We start from the raw sequence: 16122 nt of genomic DNA, 5'->3' as shown, positions 1-16122 counted from the left end.
TGCACAGCGACGGGAGGCGGGCGGATGGTGCCTGAGCCGGGAAGTGCGCGGCCGCTCCGGGTGGTGCTCGTGGAGGACCACAGCATGGTCGCCGAAGCACTGGAGATCGCCTTCGCCGACGTGCCCGACATCGACCTGGTCGCCTCGGCGCAGTCGGTGGAATCGGGGCTGGCGCTCACCCGCGCGCACCGGCCGGACGTGGTGGTGCTGGACCGGCGCCTGCCCGACGGCGACGGGATCGACGCGCTGCCGCGGTTCCGCGAGCAGTCCCCGCACAGCCAGGTGCTGGTGCTCACCGGCGAGGCGACCACGAACATGGCGGCCAGGGTGGTGGCCGCGGGCGGGGCCGGGCTGCTGGTGAAAACCGGGTTGTTCACCGACCTGGTGGCCGCGTTGCGCCGGGTGGCCGCCGGCAGTTCCGCCTTCGAGCCGGGCCTGCTGGCCGGGGTGCTGGACAGGCTGGCCTCGCGCGAGCGCGGCGAGCCGATGCTCACCGCCCGCGAACGCCAGGTGCTCGCGCTGATCGCCGAGGGCGCGGCCACCGATCGCATCGCCGCGGAACTGAATCTGGCCAGGAACACGGTTCGCAACCACATTCAGCGAATACTCGGGAAACTGAACGCGCATTCGAAGCTGGAAGCGGTCGCCTTCGCCCGGCGCAACGGCCTCATCGAGTAGTACTGAAAAAAATCACCGACTAGAACTTGCCGGTCCGGCGGTTGACCGGTGCGACAATGGGGCATCCGGAACCCGGCCCACCCACAAGGTGAGTGACAGGGAGACAGCGCCATGAATGCGAAGCCCGCGAACCGAACGCACCCCTGCGCCGCGAGCCGGATCGGCCTGTCCGATGTGGCCCGCGTGGAAACCGAGACCAGCACTTTCCGCGCGCTGGACTACCGCTACGGCGGTGGCTGGTGCCACGACGCGGCGCTCGCGCAGCTTTCGTGGGCTTATCGGCTGCTCGACGCCGCGGCCACGGAACGGGTGAAGGCGAAGTTGTGCACCGCGCTCGCCGATCTGACCAGTCTGGCCGGCTGGACCGCATTCGACGCCGGATTCCCGGACGCCGCGCACGCGCGTTTCGACCGTGCACTCGAACTCGCCAGGGAAGGCGGGGACAACGGCCTCGTGGCGAACATCCTCTATCGCAAAGGCAGGGTGTATTTGCACTACGAGGCACCGGGGCAGGCGCTGGCCGCGTTCGTCCAGGGCGAGCGCGCGGCCGCCGCGGCGGGGTCCGCGGTGATGCTGAGCGTGCTGTGCGCGAACCAGGCGTGGGCGCACGCGAAACTGGGCAAGCGCGACGACGCGATCCGCGCGCTCGGCCGGGCCGACGAGGCGTTCTCCCGCTCCGGGAACGAGGAGGTCCCCGTCTGGGTGCGGTTCTTCGACCAGAACGACCTCGCCGCGATGATCGGCACCGTCTACACCGAACTGGCGCTCGGCGTGGACTCCGCCTACGCCGCGCCCGCCTGTGACGAGCTCAGCTTCGTGGTCGAGCGGTACGGCCCGGACATGATGCGGAGCAAGGCCTTCTGCCTGGTGCTGCTGGCCATCGACCACCTGCTGATGGGGGATGTGGACGAAGCGGCCGAGGTGGGCGATCGCGCGCTGGCGGCCGCCGAAGGGATGAACTCGGCGCGGTTCGCCGACCGGCTGCGGCCGCTGGAAGCGGAGGCGGTCCGCCGGGCCGAGCACACCGAGGCTCGCGAACTCGCGGAGAGAATAGCTACCTTTGCCGCATGAGCCCAACGCGGCCGGGCACGCTCGGCGAGGAAAGCCTGCAGCAACTGCTGGAAGGGCTGAAGGCGGTCCGCGACGGGGATTTCAGCACCCGGCTGCCCCGCAGCGACGACCAGCTGATGGACGAGATGTCGGCGGTGTTCAACGGCATGGTCGACCAGCTCGCCCTGTTCACCTCCGAGGTGACCAGGGTGGCGCGCGAGGTGGGCACCGAGGGCAAGCTCGGCGGGCAGGCCGCGGTGCCGGGGGTCTCCGGCACCTGGAAGGCGCTCACCGACTCGGTGAACGCGATGGCGGGCAACCTGACCGGTCAGGTGCGGGACATCGCGGGCGTGGCCACGGCGGTGGCCAGGGGTGATCTGTCGCAGAAGATCACCGTGGACGTCAAGGGCGAGATGCTGGAGCTGAAGAACACCCTCAACACGATGGTGGACCAGCTTTCGTCGTTCGCCGACGAGGTGACGCGCGTGGCCCGCGAGGTGGGCAGCGAGGGCAGGCTCGGCGGCCAGGCGCAGGTGCCGGGGGTGGCGGGTACCTGGCGGGATCTGACGACGTCGGTGAACTTCATGGCGGGCAACCTCACCACGCAGGTGCGGTCGATCGCCGAGGTGACCACGGCGGTGGCGCGGGGTGACCTGACGCAGAAGATCGTGGTGGACGCGCGCGGCGAGATCCTCGAACTCAAGAACACCATCAACACGATGGTGGACCAGCTGTCGTCGTTCGCCGACGAGGTGACGCGCGTGGCCCGCGAGGTCGGCACCGAAGGCATTCTCGGTGGCCAGGCGCAGGTGCCGGGCGTGGCGGGTACCTGGCGGGACCTGACCACGTCGGTGAACTTCATGGCGGGCAACCTGACCAACCAGGTGCGCTCCATCGCGCAGGTGGCGACCGCGGTGGCCAAGGGCGACCTGACGCAGAAGATCGCGGTGGACGCGCGTGGTGAGATCCGCGAGCTGAAGAACACGATCAACACGATGGTGGACCAGCTGTCGTCGTTCGCGGACGAGGTGACGCGGGTGGCCCGCGAGGTCGGCACCGACGGGCGCCTCGGCGGCCAGGCCGACGTGAAGGGCGTGTCGGGTACCTGGAAGGGCCTGACGGAGTCGGTGAACGTGATGGCCGACAACCTCACCGAGCAGGTGCGCTCGATCGCCGAGGTGACCACGGCGGTGGCGCAGGGCGACCTGACGCAGAAGATCCGCGTCGATGCCCGCGGGGAGATCCTCGAACTCAAGGACACCGTCAACACGATGGTGGACCAGCTCTCCTCGTTTGCCGACGAGGTGACGCGGGTGGCGCGCGAGGTCGGCACGGAAGGCCGTCTCGGCGGCCGGGCGGACGTGAAGGGTGTTTCGGGTACCTGGAAGGGCCTGACGGAGTCGGTGAACGTGATGGCCGACAACCTCACCGACCAGGTGCGCTCGATCGCGCGGGTGACCAGCGCGGTGGCGCAGGGCGACCTGTCCAAGAAGGTCACCGTGGAGGCCAAGGGCGAGGTCGCCGCGCTCGCGCAGACCATCAACACCATGGTGGACACGCTGTCCGCCTTCGCCGACGAGGTCACGCGGGTGGCGCGCGAGGTGGGCACGGAGGGCATTCTCGGCGGTCAGGCCCGGGTGGCGAACGTGGCCGGCACCTGGAAGGCGCTGACCGACAACGTCAACTCGATGGCGGACAACCTGACCAGCCAGGTGCGCTCGATCGCGATGGTGACCACCGCGGTGGCGCAGGGCGACCTGTCGAAGAAGATCGACGCGGACGCCCGCGGCGAGATCCTCGAACTCAAAACGACCATCAACACCATGGTCGACCAGCTCTCGGCGTTCGCCGCCGAGGTCACGCGCGTGGCGCGCGAGGTCGGCAAGGAAGGCCGTCTCGGCGGGCAGGCCGAGGTCGAAGGCGTGTCCGGGACGTGGAAGCGGCTCACCGAGAACGTGGACGAGCTGGCGGGCAACCTGACCCGCCAGGTGCGCGCGATCGCCGAGGTGGCCAGCGCGGTGGCCACCGGCGACCTGACCCGGTCGATCTCGGTCGAAGCCCAGGGTGAGGTGGCCGAGCTCAAGGACAACATCAACGCGATGGTCCAGTCGCTGCGCGAGACCACCCGCGCCAACGAGGACCAGGACTGGCTCAACACCAATCTCGCGCGCATCTCCGGGCTCATCCAGGGGCACCGGGACCTGCGGGTGGTGGCCGAGCTGATCATGAACGAGCTGACCCCGCTGGTCGGCGCGCAGCACGGCACCTTCTACTTCGCCGATCCCGGGGAGGACCCGCCCCGGCTGCGGCTGATCGCCAGCTACGGGCACAACCCGGCCGAGCAGCTGCCCTCCGAGTTCGAGTTCGGCCAGTCGCTGGTCGGGCAGGTGGCCAAGAGCAAAACGCCGATCGTGGTCGACCGCACGCCGGCCGGTTACGTGCGGGTGTCCTCCAGCCTGGGCGCGGCGGCGCCGGTCAACCTGATCGTGTTGTCCGTCGTGTTCGAGGACCAGGTGCTCGGCGTGATCGAGCTGGCCTCGTTCGCGCGGTTCACCGACGTGCACCGCGACTTCCTCGAACAGCTCACCGAGACCATCGGCGTCAACGTGAACACCATCATCGCCAACGCCAGGACCGACGCGCTGCTGGAGGAATCCCAGCGGCTGGCCGCCGAACTGCAGGCGCGCTCGGAGGAACTCCAGGCACAGCAGGCGAAACTCCAGCGGTCGAACGCCGAGCTGGAGGAGAAGGCCGAGCTGCTGGCCAGGCAGAACCGCGACATCGAGGTGAAGAACTTCGAGATCGAGCAGGCCAGGCAGGAGATCGAGGAACGCGCGCAGCAGCTGGCGCTGGCGTCGAAGTACAAGTCGGAGTTCCTCGCGAACATGTCGCACGAGCTGCGCACCCCGCTGACCAGCCTGCTCATCCTGGCCGGGGTGCTGGCGCAGAACTCGTCGCAGAACCTGACGCCGAAGCAGGTCGAGTTCGCCAAGGTGATCCAGTCCGCGGGCACCGACCTGCTGCAGCTGATCAACGACATCCTCGACCTGTCGAAGGTCGAGGCGGGCAAGATGGACATCCACCAGGAACCGTTCCCGCTGGACCAGCTGCTGGACTACGTGCGGACCACGTTCCGGCCGCTGACCGCGGACAAGGGCCTGGAGTTCGACGTGGTGGTCGAGCCCGACGTGCCGTCGCGGTTGTTCACCGACGAGCAGCGGCTGCGACAGGTGCTGCGCAACCTGCTGTCGAACGCGGTGAAGTTCACCGAACACGGTTCGGTCGAGCTGCGGGTGAGCGTGGCCGGTGGCGGGTCCGAAGTGGCCTTCTCGGTGGTGGACACCGGGATCGGCATCGAGGAGGAGAACCTCGAGTCCATCTTCGGCGCGTTCCAGCAGGCCGACGGCACCACCAGCCGCAGGTACGGCGGCACCGGGCTGGGGCTGTCGATCAGCCGGGAGGTGGCCTACCTGCTCGGCGGCGCGATCGAGGCGGAGAGCAGGCTGGGCCACGGCAGCACCTTCACCCTGCGCCTGCCGGTGTCCCGGCTGTCCACTGTGGATGGTGCGGTGGTGGACCGGCTGCTGGAGCCGATCGAGGTCGGCGACCGCGCGGTGCTGGTGGTCGAGGCGGGGGAGGACGGGCTGCTGACCCTGCTCGCGCGCGGGGTGGCGCGGGACGCCGGCTCGGTGGCCGTGGACACCGTCGCCGCGCCGGACGACGCGGTGGAGCGGCTGGCCTCGCGGGTGTACGCCTGCGTGGTGCTGGATCTGAGCCTGCCGGGTGCGACCGCGCTGACCTTTCTCAAGCGGCTGGGGGAGTTCGACCGGACCCCGCCGGTGCTGGCGCACGCCACGCGGAAGCTGAGCGCGGCGCAGGACCGGCTGCTGCAGGCGCAGCTGCGGCACTCGGAGGTGACCGTGCTGTCCTCTTTGGACCAGCTGCGTGCGGAGATCACGGTGCGGGTGGCCGAGGAACCCGCGCCCGCGGAACCCGCCCCGGCGGTGGCCGACGAGCAGCGCCTGCGGGGCAGGAAGGTCCTGCTCATCGACGACGACGCGCGCAACGTGTTCGCCATCGCGGGCATGCTGGAGCTGCAGGGCATGGAGGTGGTGCACGCGCCGAACGGGCGGCTGGGCATCGAGCTGCTGCTGGAGCACCCCGACGTGGACCTGATCCTGATGGACGTGATGATGCCCGAGATGGACGGTTACGCCACCACGGCGGCGATCCGCGAGATGCCCCGGTTCGCCGGGCTGCCGATCATCACCGTCACCGCGAAGGCGATGGAGGGGGACCGGGAGAAGAGCCTGGCCGCCGGCGCCAGCGACTACGTGACCAAGCCGGTGGACGCCGGCGAACTGCTCAGCTGCATGAGCCGCTGGCTGAACCGCTGACCGCTACTTCACGCGTTGCTTGGTGCTGGCGTCCAGGTCGATGCGGACGGCGGTGGGCAGGGTGTCCACGCCGAGCGACTCCCTGGCCCGCGTGAGCACACGCGCGTCGAGTTCGTGCCACACGGTCTTCAGGTCCGCGCCTTCACGCAGCGAGATTTCCATGCGCAGCGCGGGTGAGGAGGCATCACCGACGGCCCGCACCCGCGCCCGGCTCACGCCTTCGACGGCTTCCGCGTCGGCGCGCACCGCACCCGAGATGGCGGCGGCGGTGACGGTCAGCTCCTGCCCCGGTGTCCGGTCCAGTTCCAGGTCCGGCCTGCCCTCCGGCCGCAGCGAGCGGAAGAACCACCACAGGCCGAAAACCAGCAGCACCACCCCGAGCACGATCGCGGCGACCTTCGCGAGCACCGGCTCGCGGCCCAGCCAGTCCACCGCGATCGGGTCGAGCACCGGGCGCTGCGCGCGGAAGGTGCCCAGCCATCCCTGCCCGACCACCAGCACCACCACACCACCGGCCAGCGCGAGCAGGCCGACGATCGAGGTCAGCGTGCGCTCGGCCCCGTAGGAACGCGCCAAAGCCTTGCTGGCGACGGATTTCATCGGCGGTCCTTCGGTGAGTCGACAACAACGGACACCTTCGGCTTGCGCACCAGCGGCACGTCGGCGACCAGCGCGCGCACCGTCTCCAGCAGCCGCGGCCGCAGCTCGCCCTCGGTGGCCAGCCGCGAAGTGGCGCGCACGCGCACCTTCTTCGCACTGGCCGTCACCGAGGCGCCGGTGACGTTGTCTTCGGCACGCACGTGCCTGCCGACCAGCCGCGCCAGCGAGCGCGGTGTGGTGGTGACGCTGACCTCGTCGGCCGGATCGGTCAGCCGCACCGCCCGCCGCCGCGCCGAAGCGGCGAACAACACCAGGACGAGCCCGCCGACGGCCACCGCGGCGGCGATCCACTGCACCGGGGCACTGGCCCAGTTCATTGTGGACAGAGCTTCCTGCCACCGCCGCCACGGCACGATCAGCGGTGAGCCGGCCGGGCGCCACCAGTGCCAGCCGACCTCGAGCGCGAGCAGCGCGCCGGCCGCCGCGACGGCCAGGCCGAGCAGGGTCGAAAGCAAACGGACGAAAACCCGCACGCCAAACTCCTCATCCTCATCGCACCCGTGGCCGGGTTTCCGGCACCAGCGCGGAAACCGTCACCGCGAGCGAGCGCACGTGGTAGGAGGTGATGTGCTCCACCTCCCTGGTCACCCGCTCCCGCACCTCGCCGACCACGGTGCGGACCGGGGCCGGGTAGTGCAGGGCGAGGTCGAGCGCCAGGTCCACGTCGTTGTCCCGGCCGGAGACCTTGGCACCGGCGCCGTGGCTGCCCAGGCCGAGCCCGGCCACCTTCCGCTCCACCTTGGCCGTGCCGGGCACCTCGTCGGCCGCGCGCTGGGCGACCTTGCGCACCACCGAGTGGTCGATGCTCAGCGTGCCGCGTTCGGCGGCGTCATCGTCGTCGGGCAGCGCGGCGACCGGCCGCTCGTCCAGTGCGGTCACCGGTCCCTGCCCTTGCCGAACATGTCACCGAGGTCCAGTTCACCGTCGAGCACCCGCCCGACCACCAGGCCGATCACGCCGACCGCGAGCGTGACGAGAAAGGCGGTGAAGCTCTGGCTCGCCGCGAGGCCGAGCACCAGCCCCGCGAGGATTCCGGTCTGCGTAGCGTTCATTCTTCCTTGGCTCCTTGGGTAGGGATGACGTCGGTGATCTCGATGTCGACCGGCACGTTCCCGGCGACCCGGCGCACCCGCTCGCGCAGTTCGGCACCGAGGCCGGGCAGCGGGCCGTCGAGCCGGAGCACCACGGCGACCTCGATGCCCGGCCCGTCGGCGCGCACGCCGGCCACGCGGCGGCCGGGCAGGTGGGTGCTCGGCCCGCCGGCACCCCCGGCCAGCCGGACCACCGACGGGTGCGCGAGCACCGCGCTCGCGATCTCGTCGGCCAGCGTGCCCGGCCGGCCGCTTCCGGATGCGGCGCTGGTCATCACTCGACCCGCGAGTTGCTTTCCTCGGCTTCGTCATCCTCGGGCAGGTGGATGTCGTTGACCGCGATGTTCACCTCGATCACCTCGAGCCCGGTGATCTGCTCGACGGTGCTGATCACGTTGCGCCGCACCGCGCGCGCCACGTCCACGATCCGCGCGCCGTACTCCACCACCACGTCGAGGTCCACCGCGGTCTGCTTCTCGCCGACCTCGACCGAAACCCCGGCGGTGGTCACCGTGCCCGAACCCGGGATGCGTTCCTTGATCGCGCCGAAGGCACGGGAGACACCCCCGCCGAGCGCGTGCACCCCGGACACCTCGCGGGCCGCGATGCCCGCCACCTTCTGCACCACCGCCGAGGCGATGGTGGTCTTGCCCTGAGCTCCGTCTTCGTTGAGCACCGGGGTGGACCCCGTCCGCAGTGCGGGAGTGGTGCCCTGGTTCGTCGCGCTCGTCTGCGCCATGTGAATGCCGCTCCTTTCCCAACCGTTGTGGCTCATTCGTACGATGGGTGCCGGTGCCGCGCCATTCCGCAACGTCCCTCGAATGGGTGAAGGAGGCGGCGCATCAGTCCACGTGGACGTCCACCACGTGCACGTTCACCGTCGGAGCCGGTTCGCCGAGTTCGGCCGAAAGCGCCCGGACGAGCGCGACGCGCAGCGCCTCGGCCGCTTCGTCCGCCGCCACGCCGTACCGGACCGTGGTGAGCACTTCCAGCCCTTCGGCTTCGAGCGCGACCGCGGCCACGTGCAGTCCGCCGATCCGGTGCCCGAGATCGGCCGCGAGCCGCCGGGTGAGCAGCACCAGCACCGGTTCGGTGATCCGGAGCTTGCCGCCGTCCTGGTCGTATTCGAACTCGGCCGAGCCGCCGCGCAGCCCGCGCACCGAGCGCAGGACCCGGTCGACCAGTCCCGGCGGGGTGGGCACCACCGTGCGGGCGGCGGCGCGCACCAGGTGCCAGTCGGGATCCTGCCGGGGGTCCCCGGCCGGTGCCGTGCTCATCGCAGCTCCTTGAGTTTCGCGAGCAGGGCCACCCTCGCGCGGTGCAACCGGGAACGCAAGGCCGGGACACTCACCTCGAGCACGTCGGCCACCTCCTCGTAGCTCAGCCCCTCCAGTTCGCGCAGCACCAGCGGAACCCGCTGCGACACGTCCAGTTCGGCGATGGCGCGCAGCGTGGCATCAACCTGCTCGGCCCGCACGACCTGGCCTTCCGGGTTCGCGCTGAGGTCGGCGAGCTGCAGGCCGGCGCCGTCCCCCTCCTCGGCGTCGAGCGAGACGGTCTGCCTGCGGCGGCGCACGTAGGCGAGCGCGGCGTTGGTGACCACGCGGTAGAGCCAGGTGGACACCGCCGACTCGGCGCGGAACCCGGACAGCCCGCGCCACGCCGAGATCCACGCGTCCTGCACCACGTCCTCCGCCTCGGCCGCGTTGCCGGTGATCCGCAGCGCCACCCGGTACATGCGCGGGGTGTGCCGCCGCACCAGCTGGTCGAAGGCGTGCGGATCACCCGCCGCGGCCTTGGCCAGCAGCGCCTGGTCCGGTTTCGGCTCGCCGGCCATGCTCAGGCGCGCCGGTACCGGAACATGGTGAACCCGTCTTCGTGCAGGATCGAGGCCAGCGCCAGCCGCCGCGGCACCAGGGTGTCGCGGCCGGCGGCGATGCGCCCGGCACCGGCCCCGGCCAGCAGCGGCGCCACGGTCAGGCACAGCTGGTCGACCAGGTCCTCCGAGATCAGCGCGCCGAACAGGTGCGGCCCGCCTTCGCAGTTGACCCGGCGCAGCCCGCGGCGGTCCAGCTCGGCCAGCGCGGTGGTCAGCTCCACGGTGAGCGGCCCGGCGATGATCACCTCGGCCCCGGCGTCGGCCAGCGCCTCGCGGCGGGCACGCGGTGCGCCTTCGGTGGTCAGGATGATCGGCGGCACCTTCGCGTCGGTGAACAGCGCCGAGTCCGGCTCGATCGAGCACCGCGCGGTGACCACCGCGATCGGCGGGATCTCGGCCAGGCCGAGCCGTTTCCGCGGCTCGGCCCGCTGCTCGCTCACGCGCACCCCGCGGTAGTTCTCCGCGATGACCGTGCCCGCGCCGACGAGAACAACGTCACACAGCGCGCGCCCGAGGCCGAAGATGTGCTTGTCCGCCGGGTGGGACAGGCCCTCGGACTTGTCCGCCACGGTCACCGCGCCGTCGGCCGAGGTCACGAAATTGACCTGCACCCAGGGTTTCGACAGGTCGTCGGGATAACCGTAGAGCCGTTCGAGATCGGCGTCGGACAAGTCGGACAGGTTGGATCGGGCGTCGTTCGGTGGCCAGAGCTGCTGCACGCCCTTCATCCCAGCACGGGTGGCCCGGTTACGCTCGCTCGCATGCCCCGCCTGATCGATCGCGACCCCCAGCTGGGCGCGGAGGAGCTGATCGGCTCACTGGTCCCGCCGCCGCGGTTCGACGGCGTGCGCTTCGCCACGTACGTGCCGAACCCCGCCGAGCCGAGCCAGGCCGCCGCCGTGCGTGACTGCTCGGCGTTCGCGGCCAGGGTCACCGCCGCGAGCAAGGCGAAGAAGTCGAAGTGGCGCAGCCTGTTCGGCGGCGGCGACAGCGCCGCGGACGGCAAGCCGGGGCTGTACCTGGACGGCGGGTTCGGTGTCGGCAAGACGCACCTGCTCGCGTCGATCTGGCACGAATCGCCGTCGCCCAAGGCGTATGCCACCTTCGTCGAGCTGACCCACCTGGTCGGCGCGCTGGGCTTCGCCGAGGCGGTGCGCCGGCTGTCCGCGCACCGGCTGCTCACCATCGACGAGTTCGAGCTGGACGACCCCGGCGACACCATGCTGGTCACCCGGCTGCTGCGGGAGCTGACCGACGCCGGGGTTTTTGTCGCGGCCACCTCGAACACGCTGCCGGACAAGCTGGGCGAGGGCCGGTTCGCCGCCGAGGACTTCCTGCGTGAGATCCAGTCGCTGTCCGCGCGGTTCGGCGTGGTGCGGGTGGACGGTCCCGACTACCGCCACCGCGGCCTGCCCGAAGCGCCGCCGCCCGCCTCGGACGCGGAGCTGGAGGCGTCGGCCGCCAGGGTGCCCGAGTCCACTGTGGACGACTTCGGCGAGCTGTGCGACTACCTGGCGAAGCTGCACCCGTCGCGGTACGGCAGGCTGGTGCGCGGTGTGCCGATGGTGCACCTGCGCGGGGTGTTCGCGGCGCCGGACCAGAACGTGGCGCTGCGGCTGGTCGCACTGGCCGACCGGCTCTACGACAGCGCGATCCCGGTGATGGCCTCCGGTCAGCCGCTGTCGGCGTTGTTCACCGAGGAGATGATCCAGGGTGGCTACCGGAAGAAGTACCTGCGGGCGGTGAGCCGCCTGACCGCGCTCGCGCGGGACGCGGCCAAGCCCGCGCCCCAGCCGTGAGCACCGCGGCGACCAGCGGCACCACCGCCGCCGCAAGGCCCGCGCCACCGGCCACGTCCGTGGCGTAGTGGTAGTGCAGGCCGATCATGCCGATCCCGGCGGCGGCCACCAGCAGCACGCCCACGCAGGCGACCAGCAACGCCGTGCGGGCGGCGCGGATCAGCAGCACCACCACGGCGAGCGTGGCGGCCAGGCTGGCCGTGTGCCCGCTCGGGTAGGCGAGGTGGTCGTCGTAGTACCGGCCGAACCACGGCTTGAGCACCCAGCTCGACAGCATCACCGCGACCGGCGGCGCCAGCGCGGTCAGCGCCAGCCCGGTCCAGTGGCGGCGGACCGCGCAGCCGGTCGCCAGCAGTACCAGCGCGGGCAGCAGCACGTACGGCTCGGTGGGGAGCACCAGCACGCGCAGCACGAACTCGTTGCCGCCCAAGGTGTTCTCCACCGCCTCGGCGATCCGCGCGTCCGGCGCGGCGAACGCGCGGTCACCGGCGAAAGCCAGGCCCAGCACCAGGAACACGGTCAACCCGGCCACCGCCGTGCCCAGCGTGACCGCGCTCCTGATCCTGGCCGCCCGTTCGATGCCGCCGAGCCTACGGGTAATTCGATCGCGTCCGCGCCGGAGGTCGGTCACCATGCGTGAGTGGGTTATCTCGAAGCGAGCGCGCTGTCCTACCGGCTCAGCGACGGCAGGCAGCTGTTCGAGGACGTCTCGTTCCGCGTCGGCCCGGACCAGGTCACCGCGCTGGTCGGCGACAACGGCGCGGGCAAGACCACCCTGCTGCGGCTGCTCGGCGGTGAGCTGACCCCGGTGTCGGGTGCCGTGCGCGCCCAGGGCGGGCTGGCGATGATGCCGCAGTTCATCGGCTCGGTGCGGGACGAGCGCACGGTCCGCGACCTGCTGCTCGCGGTGGCGCCGACGCCGCTGCGCGCGGCCGCCGCCGAACTCGACGCGGTCGAGCTGCTGCTGATGGACACCGACGACGAAGCCACCCAGATGCGGTACGCGGAGGCGCTCTCGGCGTGGGGTGAGGCGGGTGGCTACGCGGCGGAGGTCCTGTGGGACACGGTGACCGTCGCCGCGCTCGGCGTGCCGTACGACCGCGCGCGGTTCCGCGAGGTGCGCACGCTCTCCGGCGGTGAGCAGAAACGACTGGTGCTGGAAGCGTTGCTGCGCGGGCCGGAGCAGGTGCTGCTGCTCGACGAGCCGGACAACTACCTCGACGTGCCGGGCAAGCGGTGGCTGGAGGGCCGGCTGGCCGAGACGCCCAAGGCGGTGCTGCTGGTCAGCCACGACCGGGAGCTGCTGGCCGCGGCGGCCACCCACATCGTCACCCTCGAAGGCGGCACCACCTGGGTGCACGGTGGCGGATTCCGCCACTGGCACGAGGCCCGCGCGGCGCGCTGGGAGCGCATGGCGGAGCTGCGGCGGCGGTGGGACGACAAGCACGAGCAGCTGATCGAGCTGGTGCGCTCACTCCAGCGCGCGGCGTCGATGAGCGACGTAATGGCCTCGCGTTACCACGCCGCGCAGACCCGGCTGCGGAAGTTCGAGGAGGAGGGCGCGCCGCCGCTGCCGCCGAAGGAGCAGAAGGTCAAGCCGCGGCTGCGTGGCGGGCGGACCGGCCTGCGTGCGATCACCTGCGAGAACCTGGAGCTGACCGGGCTGATGCACCCGTTCGACCTGGAGGTCTTCTTCGGCGACCGGGTGTGCGTGCTGGGCTCGAACGGTTCGGGCAAGAGCCACTTCCTGCGCCTGCTCGGCGGGGACGGGGGCGTCGCGCACACGGGGGAGTGCCGCCTGGGCGCCCGGGTGGTGCCCGGCCTGTTCGCGCAGACCCACCAGCACCCCGAGTGGCTCGGCCGGACCCTGGCCGACCTGCTGTGGCGCGGCGACGACACCCGGCCGGGCGTGGACCGCGGCACGGCGATGGCCGCGCTCAGCCGCTACGGCCTGGCCGCCGCGGGGGACCAGCGGTTCGAAACGCTGTCGGGCGGGCAGCAGGCGCGGTTCCAGGTGCTGCTGCTGGAACTGAGCGGGGCCACGCTGCTGCTGCTCGACGAGCCCACCGACAACCTGGACCTGATCTCGGCGGAAGCACTGCAGGAAGCGCTGGCGGAGTTCACCGGCACGGTGGTCGCGGTGACGCACGACCGGTGGTTCGCGCGCTCGTTCGACCGGTACGTGCTGTTCGCGGCTTCCGGTGAGGTGACCGAGGTCGCCGAGCCGGTCTGGACCGAGGGCCGCGTGGACCGCGTCCGCTGAGTTGTGGACTATGCCACCCGTGGGGTACGGTGGCATAGTCCACTTCGGGAATGACTCAGGGGAGCGGGTAGGGATGCAGCGGCTTCCACACCTCGGCGGGGAAAACCGACTCGTCGAAGCGGAACGCGCTGCCCTCGGCGTCGAACACCACGAAGTGCTCTTCGAGCACGGCCGACGTGCCTGGGAGTTGGAGCCGCTCGCGCTCGTCGGCGGTGGCCATCCGGGCGCGGACCAGGTCGCGGCCGAACGACGGTCTCGGCCCGGCGCGCTCGGTGACGTACTCGTCCACCGCGGCCGGCGAAAGGCCGGTGTCCAGCAGATCCGGCGCCCGCGCGGCGACCTCACCGCCGAACCACGAGGTGCGCAGTTCCGCCGGGATGCCGTGGGTGTCGCTCAGCAGGACCTGCCGCCGGACCCCGCGATGCCCGGCCGGTGTGCCGAAGGCGTCCGCCACGTGCGGCGGCACCACGGCTTCTTCGGCGACCAGCACCACCAGCCCGGTTTCGGCGGGAAAACTCACGTCGAGCGTGCGCGAGGGGGCGAAGCGGTGCCCGCGCGCGCCGGGCAGGTCTTCGCGCACGATCGTGCCCGAGCCGTGCCTGCTCTCCACGTATCCCTGGTGCTGCAGCAAGCGCAACGCCTTGGCCGCGGTCGGGCGCGCGACACGGTGCTCCTCGGCGAGCTGCCGCTCGGAGGGCACGCTCGCACCCGGCGGTAGCTCACCGGAGACGATCCGGCTGCGGATGCCGTGCGCGATCTGGTGGTACTTGGGCGTTGTCTCAGCCATGCACATCCTGGTCGGGGTGGCCTAGGTCACCTGAACCCTAGCAGCCACTGGGCAAGTGCGGACTGGTTTGGGTGCCGGTGCGAGTCGCGGAGCGGGTTGGCGGCCCGCCTCCAGCGGCTGGCGCCGCTGGGAAACACCGGGTCAGTCGTCTTCTTCGAGTTCGGCTTCGACGCGCCCGCTGCGCACCGCGGCCGCCAGTTCCGCGTGGTCGGCCTCGGTCTGGTCGGCGTAGCGCACCGCATACCGGCCGATCGCCTCGTCCATCTCCTCGTCCTCGTCGAAGTACCCGGCGAGCAGGCGCGGGTCGATGGAGCGCACGTGCGCCCTGGCCAGCAACGCCCCGGCCAGCCGCCCGTAGTCGTCGAGGTGGTTGCCCTTGAGCGCGGTCGGGTCGATGTCGCCCTTCATGTTGCGGAACTGCCGCACGATGTAGGGCCTGCCTTCGATGGTGGTCCAGCCGAGCAGGATGTCGGTCTCGGCCTGCACCAGCCGGGCGCCGTGCACGATGCGCTGCCCCTCGTGCTCGGCCGGCGGGCAGTCCAGGTGGGGCTCCAGAGAGGACGGACGAGCCTCCTTCACCTGCAGCACCAGTGATTCCCCGGTGTTGCCGCGCAGCAGTGCCACGTAGCTGCGCAGCCCGACGCTGCCGGTGCCGACCACCCGGAAGGCCACATCGGACACCCCGAACCGGGTGATCAGGTTCCGCCGCGACTCGCGCAGCGTGTCCACATAGGACACCAGGCCGGTGGTGACCGCCTCGGCGGTGGCTTCGTCCACCCTGGTCAGCACCGGTGGCTCCTCGATGAACCGGTTCTCCCGCGTCCACTTCGCCACCACCTTGGCGCTGGTGTTCTTGCGGGCCTTCGCCGCGGCCTCGGCGAAGTCGTCGATCAGCTCGTCGGCCTTGACGCGGCTCAGCGCGGCCGCGTTGGGCAGCGCGTTCCACGACTGCATGAACGGCATCTCCGCCAGGTTGCGCACGGTCCGCCGGTAGGACTTCACCACGTCCTCGGCGGCTTCGAGGCACTTCGACGCGGAAACCCCGCCTTCCCGGCCCGCCAGCACCAGGCTGGTCGCCAGCCGTTTGACGTCCCACTCCCACGGCCCTGGCACGGTCTCGTCGAAATCGTTGATGTCCATCACGATCTCGCCGTCCGGTGTGCCGTACAGGCCGAAGTTCGCCGCGTGCGCGTCACCGCAGATCTGCGCGATCAGCCCGCTCCTGGGCGCCTCGGCGAGGTCGGCGGCCATCAGCCCGGCCGCACCGCGGAAGAACGAGAACGGCGAGGAGACCATCCGGCCCATCCGCAGCGGCACCAGCGACGGCAGCCGCCCGGCGTTGCTGGTGCCGATGAACTCCAGCACGCCGGGCCGCCGCGGCCCGGCCGCCTCGTGGTCGTGCGCGGCGGGCGGCGTCGCCTCGCGCAACGCCTTTCCCTGTGCCCGGACCTCGTCCGGGTCCTGGATCACTCGCAGCTCCGCTGCTTCCCGCCGTCCGCTGACCATGGCTGGCTCCCT

17 protein-coding genes are annotated in these 16122 nt (G+C 71.2%); 5 read left to right on the top strand and 12 right to left on the bottom strand.

The genetic code is table 11. The features are described from left to right. The first annotated feature begins 69 nt into the window (after positions 1-69). The 3 genes from A4R43_RS13840 to A4R43_RS13830 all read left to right on the top strand — a co-directional run bounded on the left by A4R43_RS13840 (position 70) and on the right by A4R43_RS13830 (position 6125). Positions 70-678, top strand: coding sequence for a response regulator transcription factor (locus tag A4R43_RS13840; protein WP_335645154.1), 609 nt, complete (start codon positions 70-72; stop codon positions 676-678). A 111-nt stretch (positions 679-789) separates the two neighbouring features. Further along, positions 790-1749 (top strand): transcriptional regulator, encoded by a 960-nt coding sequence (locus tag A4R43_RS13835; RefSeq protein ID WP_113692713.1) that lies wholly within the window; start codon positions 790-792, stop codon positions 1747-1749. Further along, complete coding sequence (locus A4R43_RS13830) at positions 1746-6125, top strand: HAMP domain-containing protein (protein ID WP_113692712.1); 4380 nt, start codon at positions 1746-1748, stop codon at positions 6123-6125. Before A4R43_RS13835 ends, A4R43_RS13830 begins: the two co-directional genes overlap by 4 nt. 3 nt (positions 6126-6128) lie before the next feature. On the opposite strand, the gene amaP is transcribed toward A4R43_RS13830, so the two are convergent. The 9 genes from amaP to A4R43_RS13785 form a co-directional block, all read right to left on the bottom strand. Further along, on the bottom strand, positions 6129-6725 hold the full coding sequence (amaP, locus tag A4R43_RS13825; protein WP_113692711.1) for an alkaline shock response membrane anchor protein AmaP: 597 nt from the start codon (positions 6723-6725) through the stop codon (positions 6129-6131). After that, entirely contained in the window at positions 6722-7258 is a 537-nt protein-coding gene (locus A4R43_RS13820) for a DUF6286 domain-containing protein (protein WP_113692710.1), read from the bottom strand. Before A4R43_RS13820 ends, amaP begins: the two co-directional genes overlap by 4 nt. A gap of 16 nt (positions 7259-7274) precedes the next feature. Then, positions 7275-7664 carry an Asp23/Gls24 family envelope stress response protein gene (locus tag A4R43_RS13815; protein WP_236808985.1) on the bottom strand — a complete coding sequence of 130 codons (390 nt, stop codon included), beginning with the start codon at positions 7662-7664 and terminating at the stop codon, positions 7275-7277. Next, positions 7661-7837: a hypothetical protein gene (locus tag A4R43_RS43270; RefSeq protein WP_113692709.1), complete on the bottom strand. Its 177-nt coding sequence runs from the start codon at positions 7835-7837 to the stop codon at positions 7661-7663. Before A4R43_RS43270 ends, A4R43_RS13815 begins: the two co-directional genes overlap by 4 nt. Beyond that, positions 7834-8151, bottom strand: a complete 318-nt coding sequence (locus tag A4R43_RS13805) for a hypothetical protein (RefSeq protein ID WP_113692708.1) — start codon at positions 8149-8151, stop codon at positions 7834-7836. Before A4R43_RS13805 ends, A4R43_RS43270 begins: the two co-directional genes overlap by 4 nt. Next, a complete protein-coding gene (locus A4R43_RS13800; RefSeq protein ID WP_113692707.1) occupies positions 8151-8615 on the bottom strand; it encodes an Asp23/Gls24 family envelope stress response protein in 465 nt (154 codons plus the stop codon). The genes A4R43_RS13805 and A4R43_RS13800 overlap by 1 nt, the downstream gene beginning before the upstream one ends. A 103-nt stretch (positions 8616-8718) precedes the next feature. Next, a complete protein-coding gene (locus tag A4R43_RS13795; protein WP_113692706.1) occupies positions 8719-9153 on the bottom strand; it encodes a hypothetical protein in 435 nt (144 codons plus the stop codon). Beyond that, complete coding sequence (locus A4R43_RS13790) at positions 9150-9713, bottom strand: RNA polymerase sigma factor (protein ID WP_113692705.1); 564 nt, start codon at positions 9711-9713, stop codon at positions 9150-9152. The genes A4R43_RS13795 and A4R43_RS13790 overlap by 4 nt, the downstream gene beginning before the upstream one ends. Before the next feature lie 2 nt (positions 9714-9715). Then, positions 9716-10483, bottom strand: coding sequence for a pyrimidine reductase family protein (locus A4R43_RS13785; RefSeq protein WP_113692704.1), 768 nt, complete (start codon positions 10481-10483; stop codon positions 9716-9718). 33 nt (positions 10484-10516) lie between these two features. On the opposite strand from A4R43_RS13785, the gene zapE reads away from it, so the two are divergent. Then, complete coding sequence (zapE, locus tag A4R43_RS13780) at positions 10517-11554, top strand: cell division protein ZapE (protein ID WP_113692703.1); 1038 nt, start codon at positions 10517-10519, stop codon at positions 11552-11554. On the opposite strand, the gene A4R43_RS13775 is transcribed toward zapE, so the two are convergent. Beyond that, positions 11448-12188 carry a phosphatase PAP2 family protein gene (locus A4R43_RS13775; protein WP_236808983.1) on the bottom strand — a complete coding sequence of 247 codons (741 nt, stop codon included), beginning with the start codon at positions 12186-12188 and terminating at the stop codon, positions 11448-11450. The two genes, zapE and A4R43_RS13775, sit on opposite strands and share 107 nt — an antisense overlap. A 6-nt stretch (positions 12189-12194) precedes the next feature. Between A4R43_RS13775 and A4R43_RS13770 the strand changes: the two genes are divergently transcribed. After that, a complete protein-coding gene (locus A4R43_RS13770) occupies positions 12195-13817 on the top strand; it encodes an ABC-F family ATP-binding cassette domain-containing protein (protein WP_113692702.1) in 1623 nt (540 codons plus the stop codon). Positions 13818-13872: 55 nt separating this feature from the next. On the opposite strand, the gene A4R43_RS13765 is transcribed toward A4R43_RS13770, so the two are convergent. Together A4R43_RS13765 and A4R43_RS13760 are read right to left on the bottom strand one after the other, a co-directional pair. Next, positions 13873-14604, bottom strand: coding sequence for a GntR family transcriptional regulator (locus A4R43_RS13765; RefSeq protein ID WP_162788459.1), 732 nt, complete (start codon positions 14602-14604; stop codon positions 13873-13875). A 141-nt stretch (positions 14605-14745) separates the two neighbouring features. Further along, positions 14746-16110 (bottom strand): DUF2252 domain-containing protein, encoded by a 1365-nt coding sequence (locus A4R43_RS13760; protein ID WP_113692700.1) that lies wholly within the window; start codon positions 16108-16110, stop codon positions 14746-14748. Between the last annotated feature and the right edge of the window lie 12 nt (positions 16111-16122).

This window comes from Amycolatopsis albispora (assembly GCF_003312875.1).
Taxonomy (GTDB): domain Bacteria; phylum Actinomycetota; class Actinomycetes; order Mycobacteriales; family Pseudonocardiaceae; genus Amycolatopsis; species Amycolatopsis albispora.
This window is presented reverse-complemented; position numbering and strand designations above follow the sequence as displayed.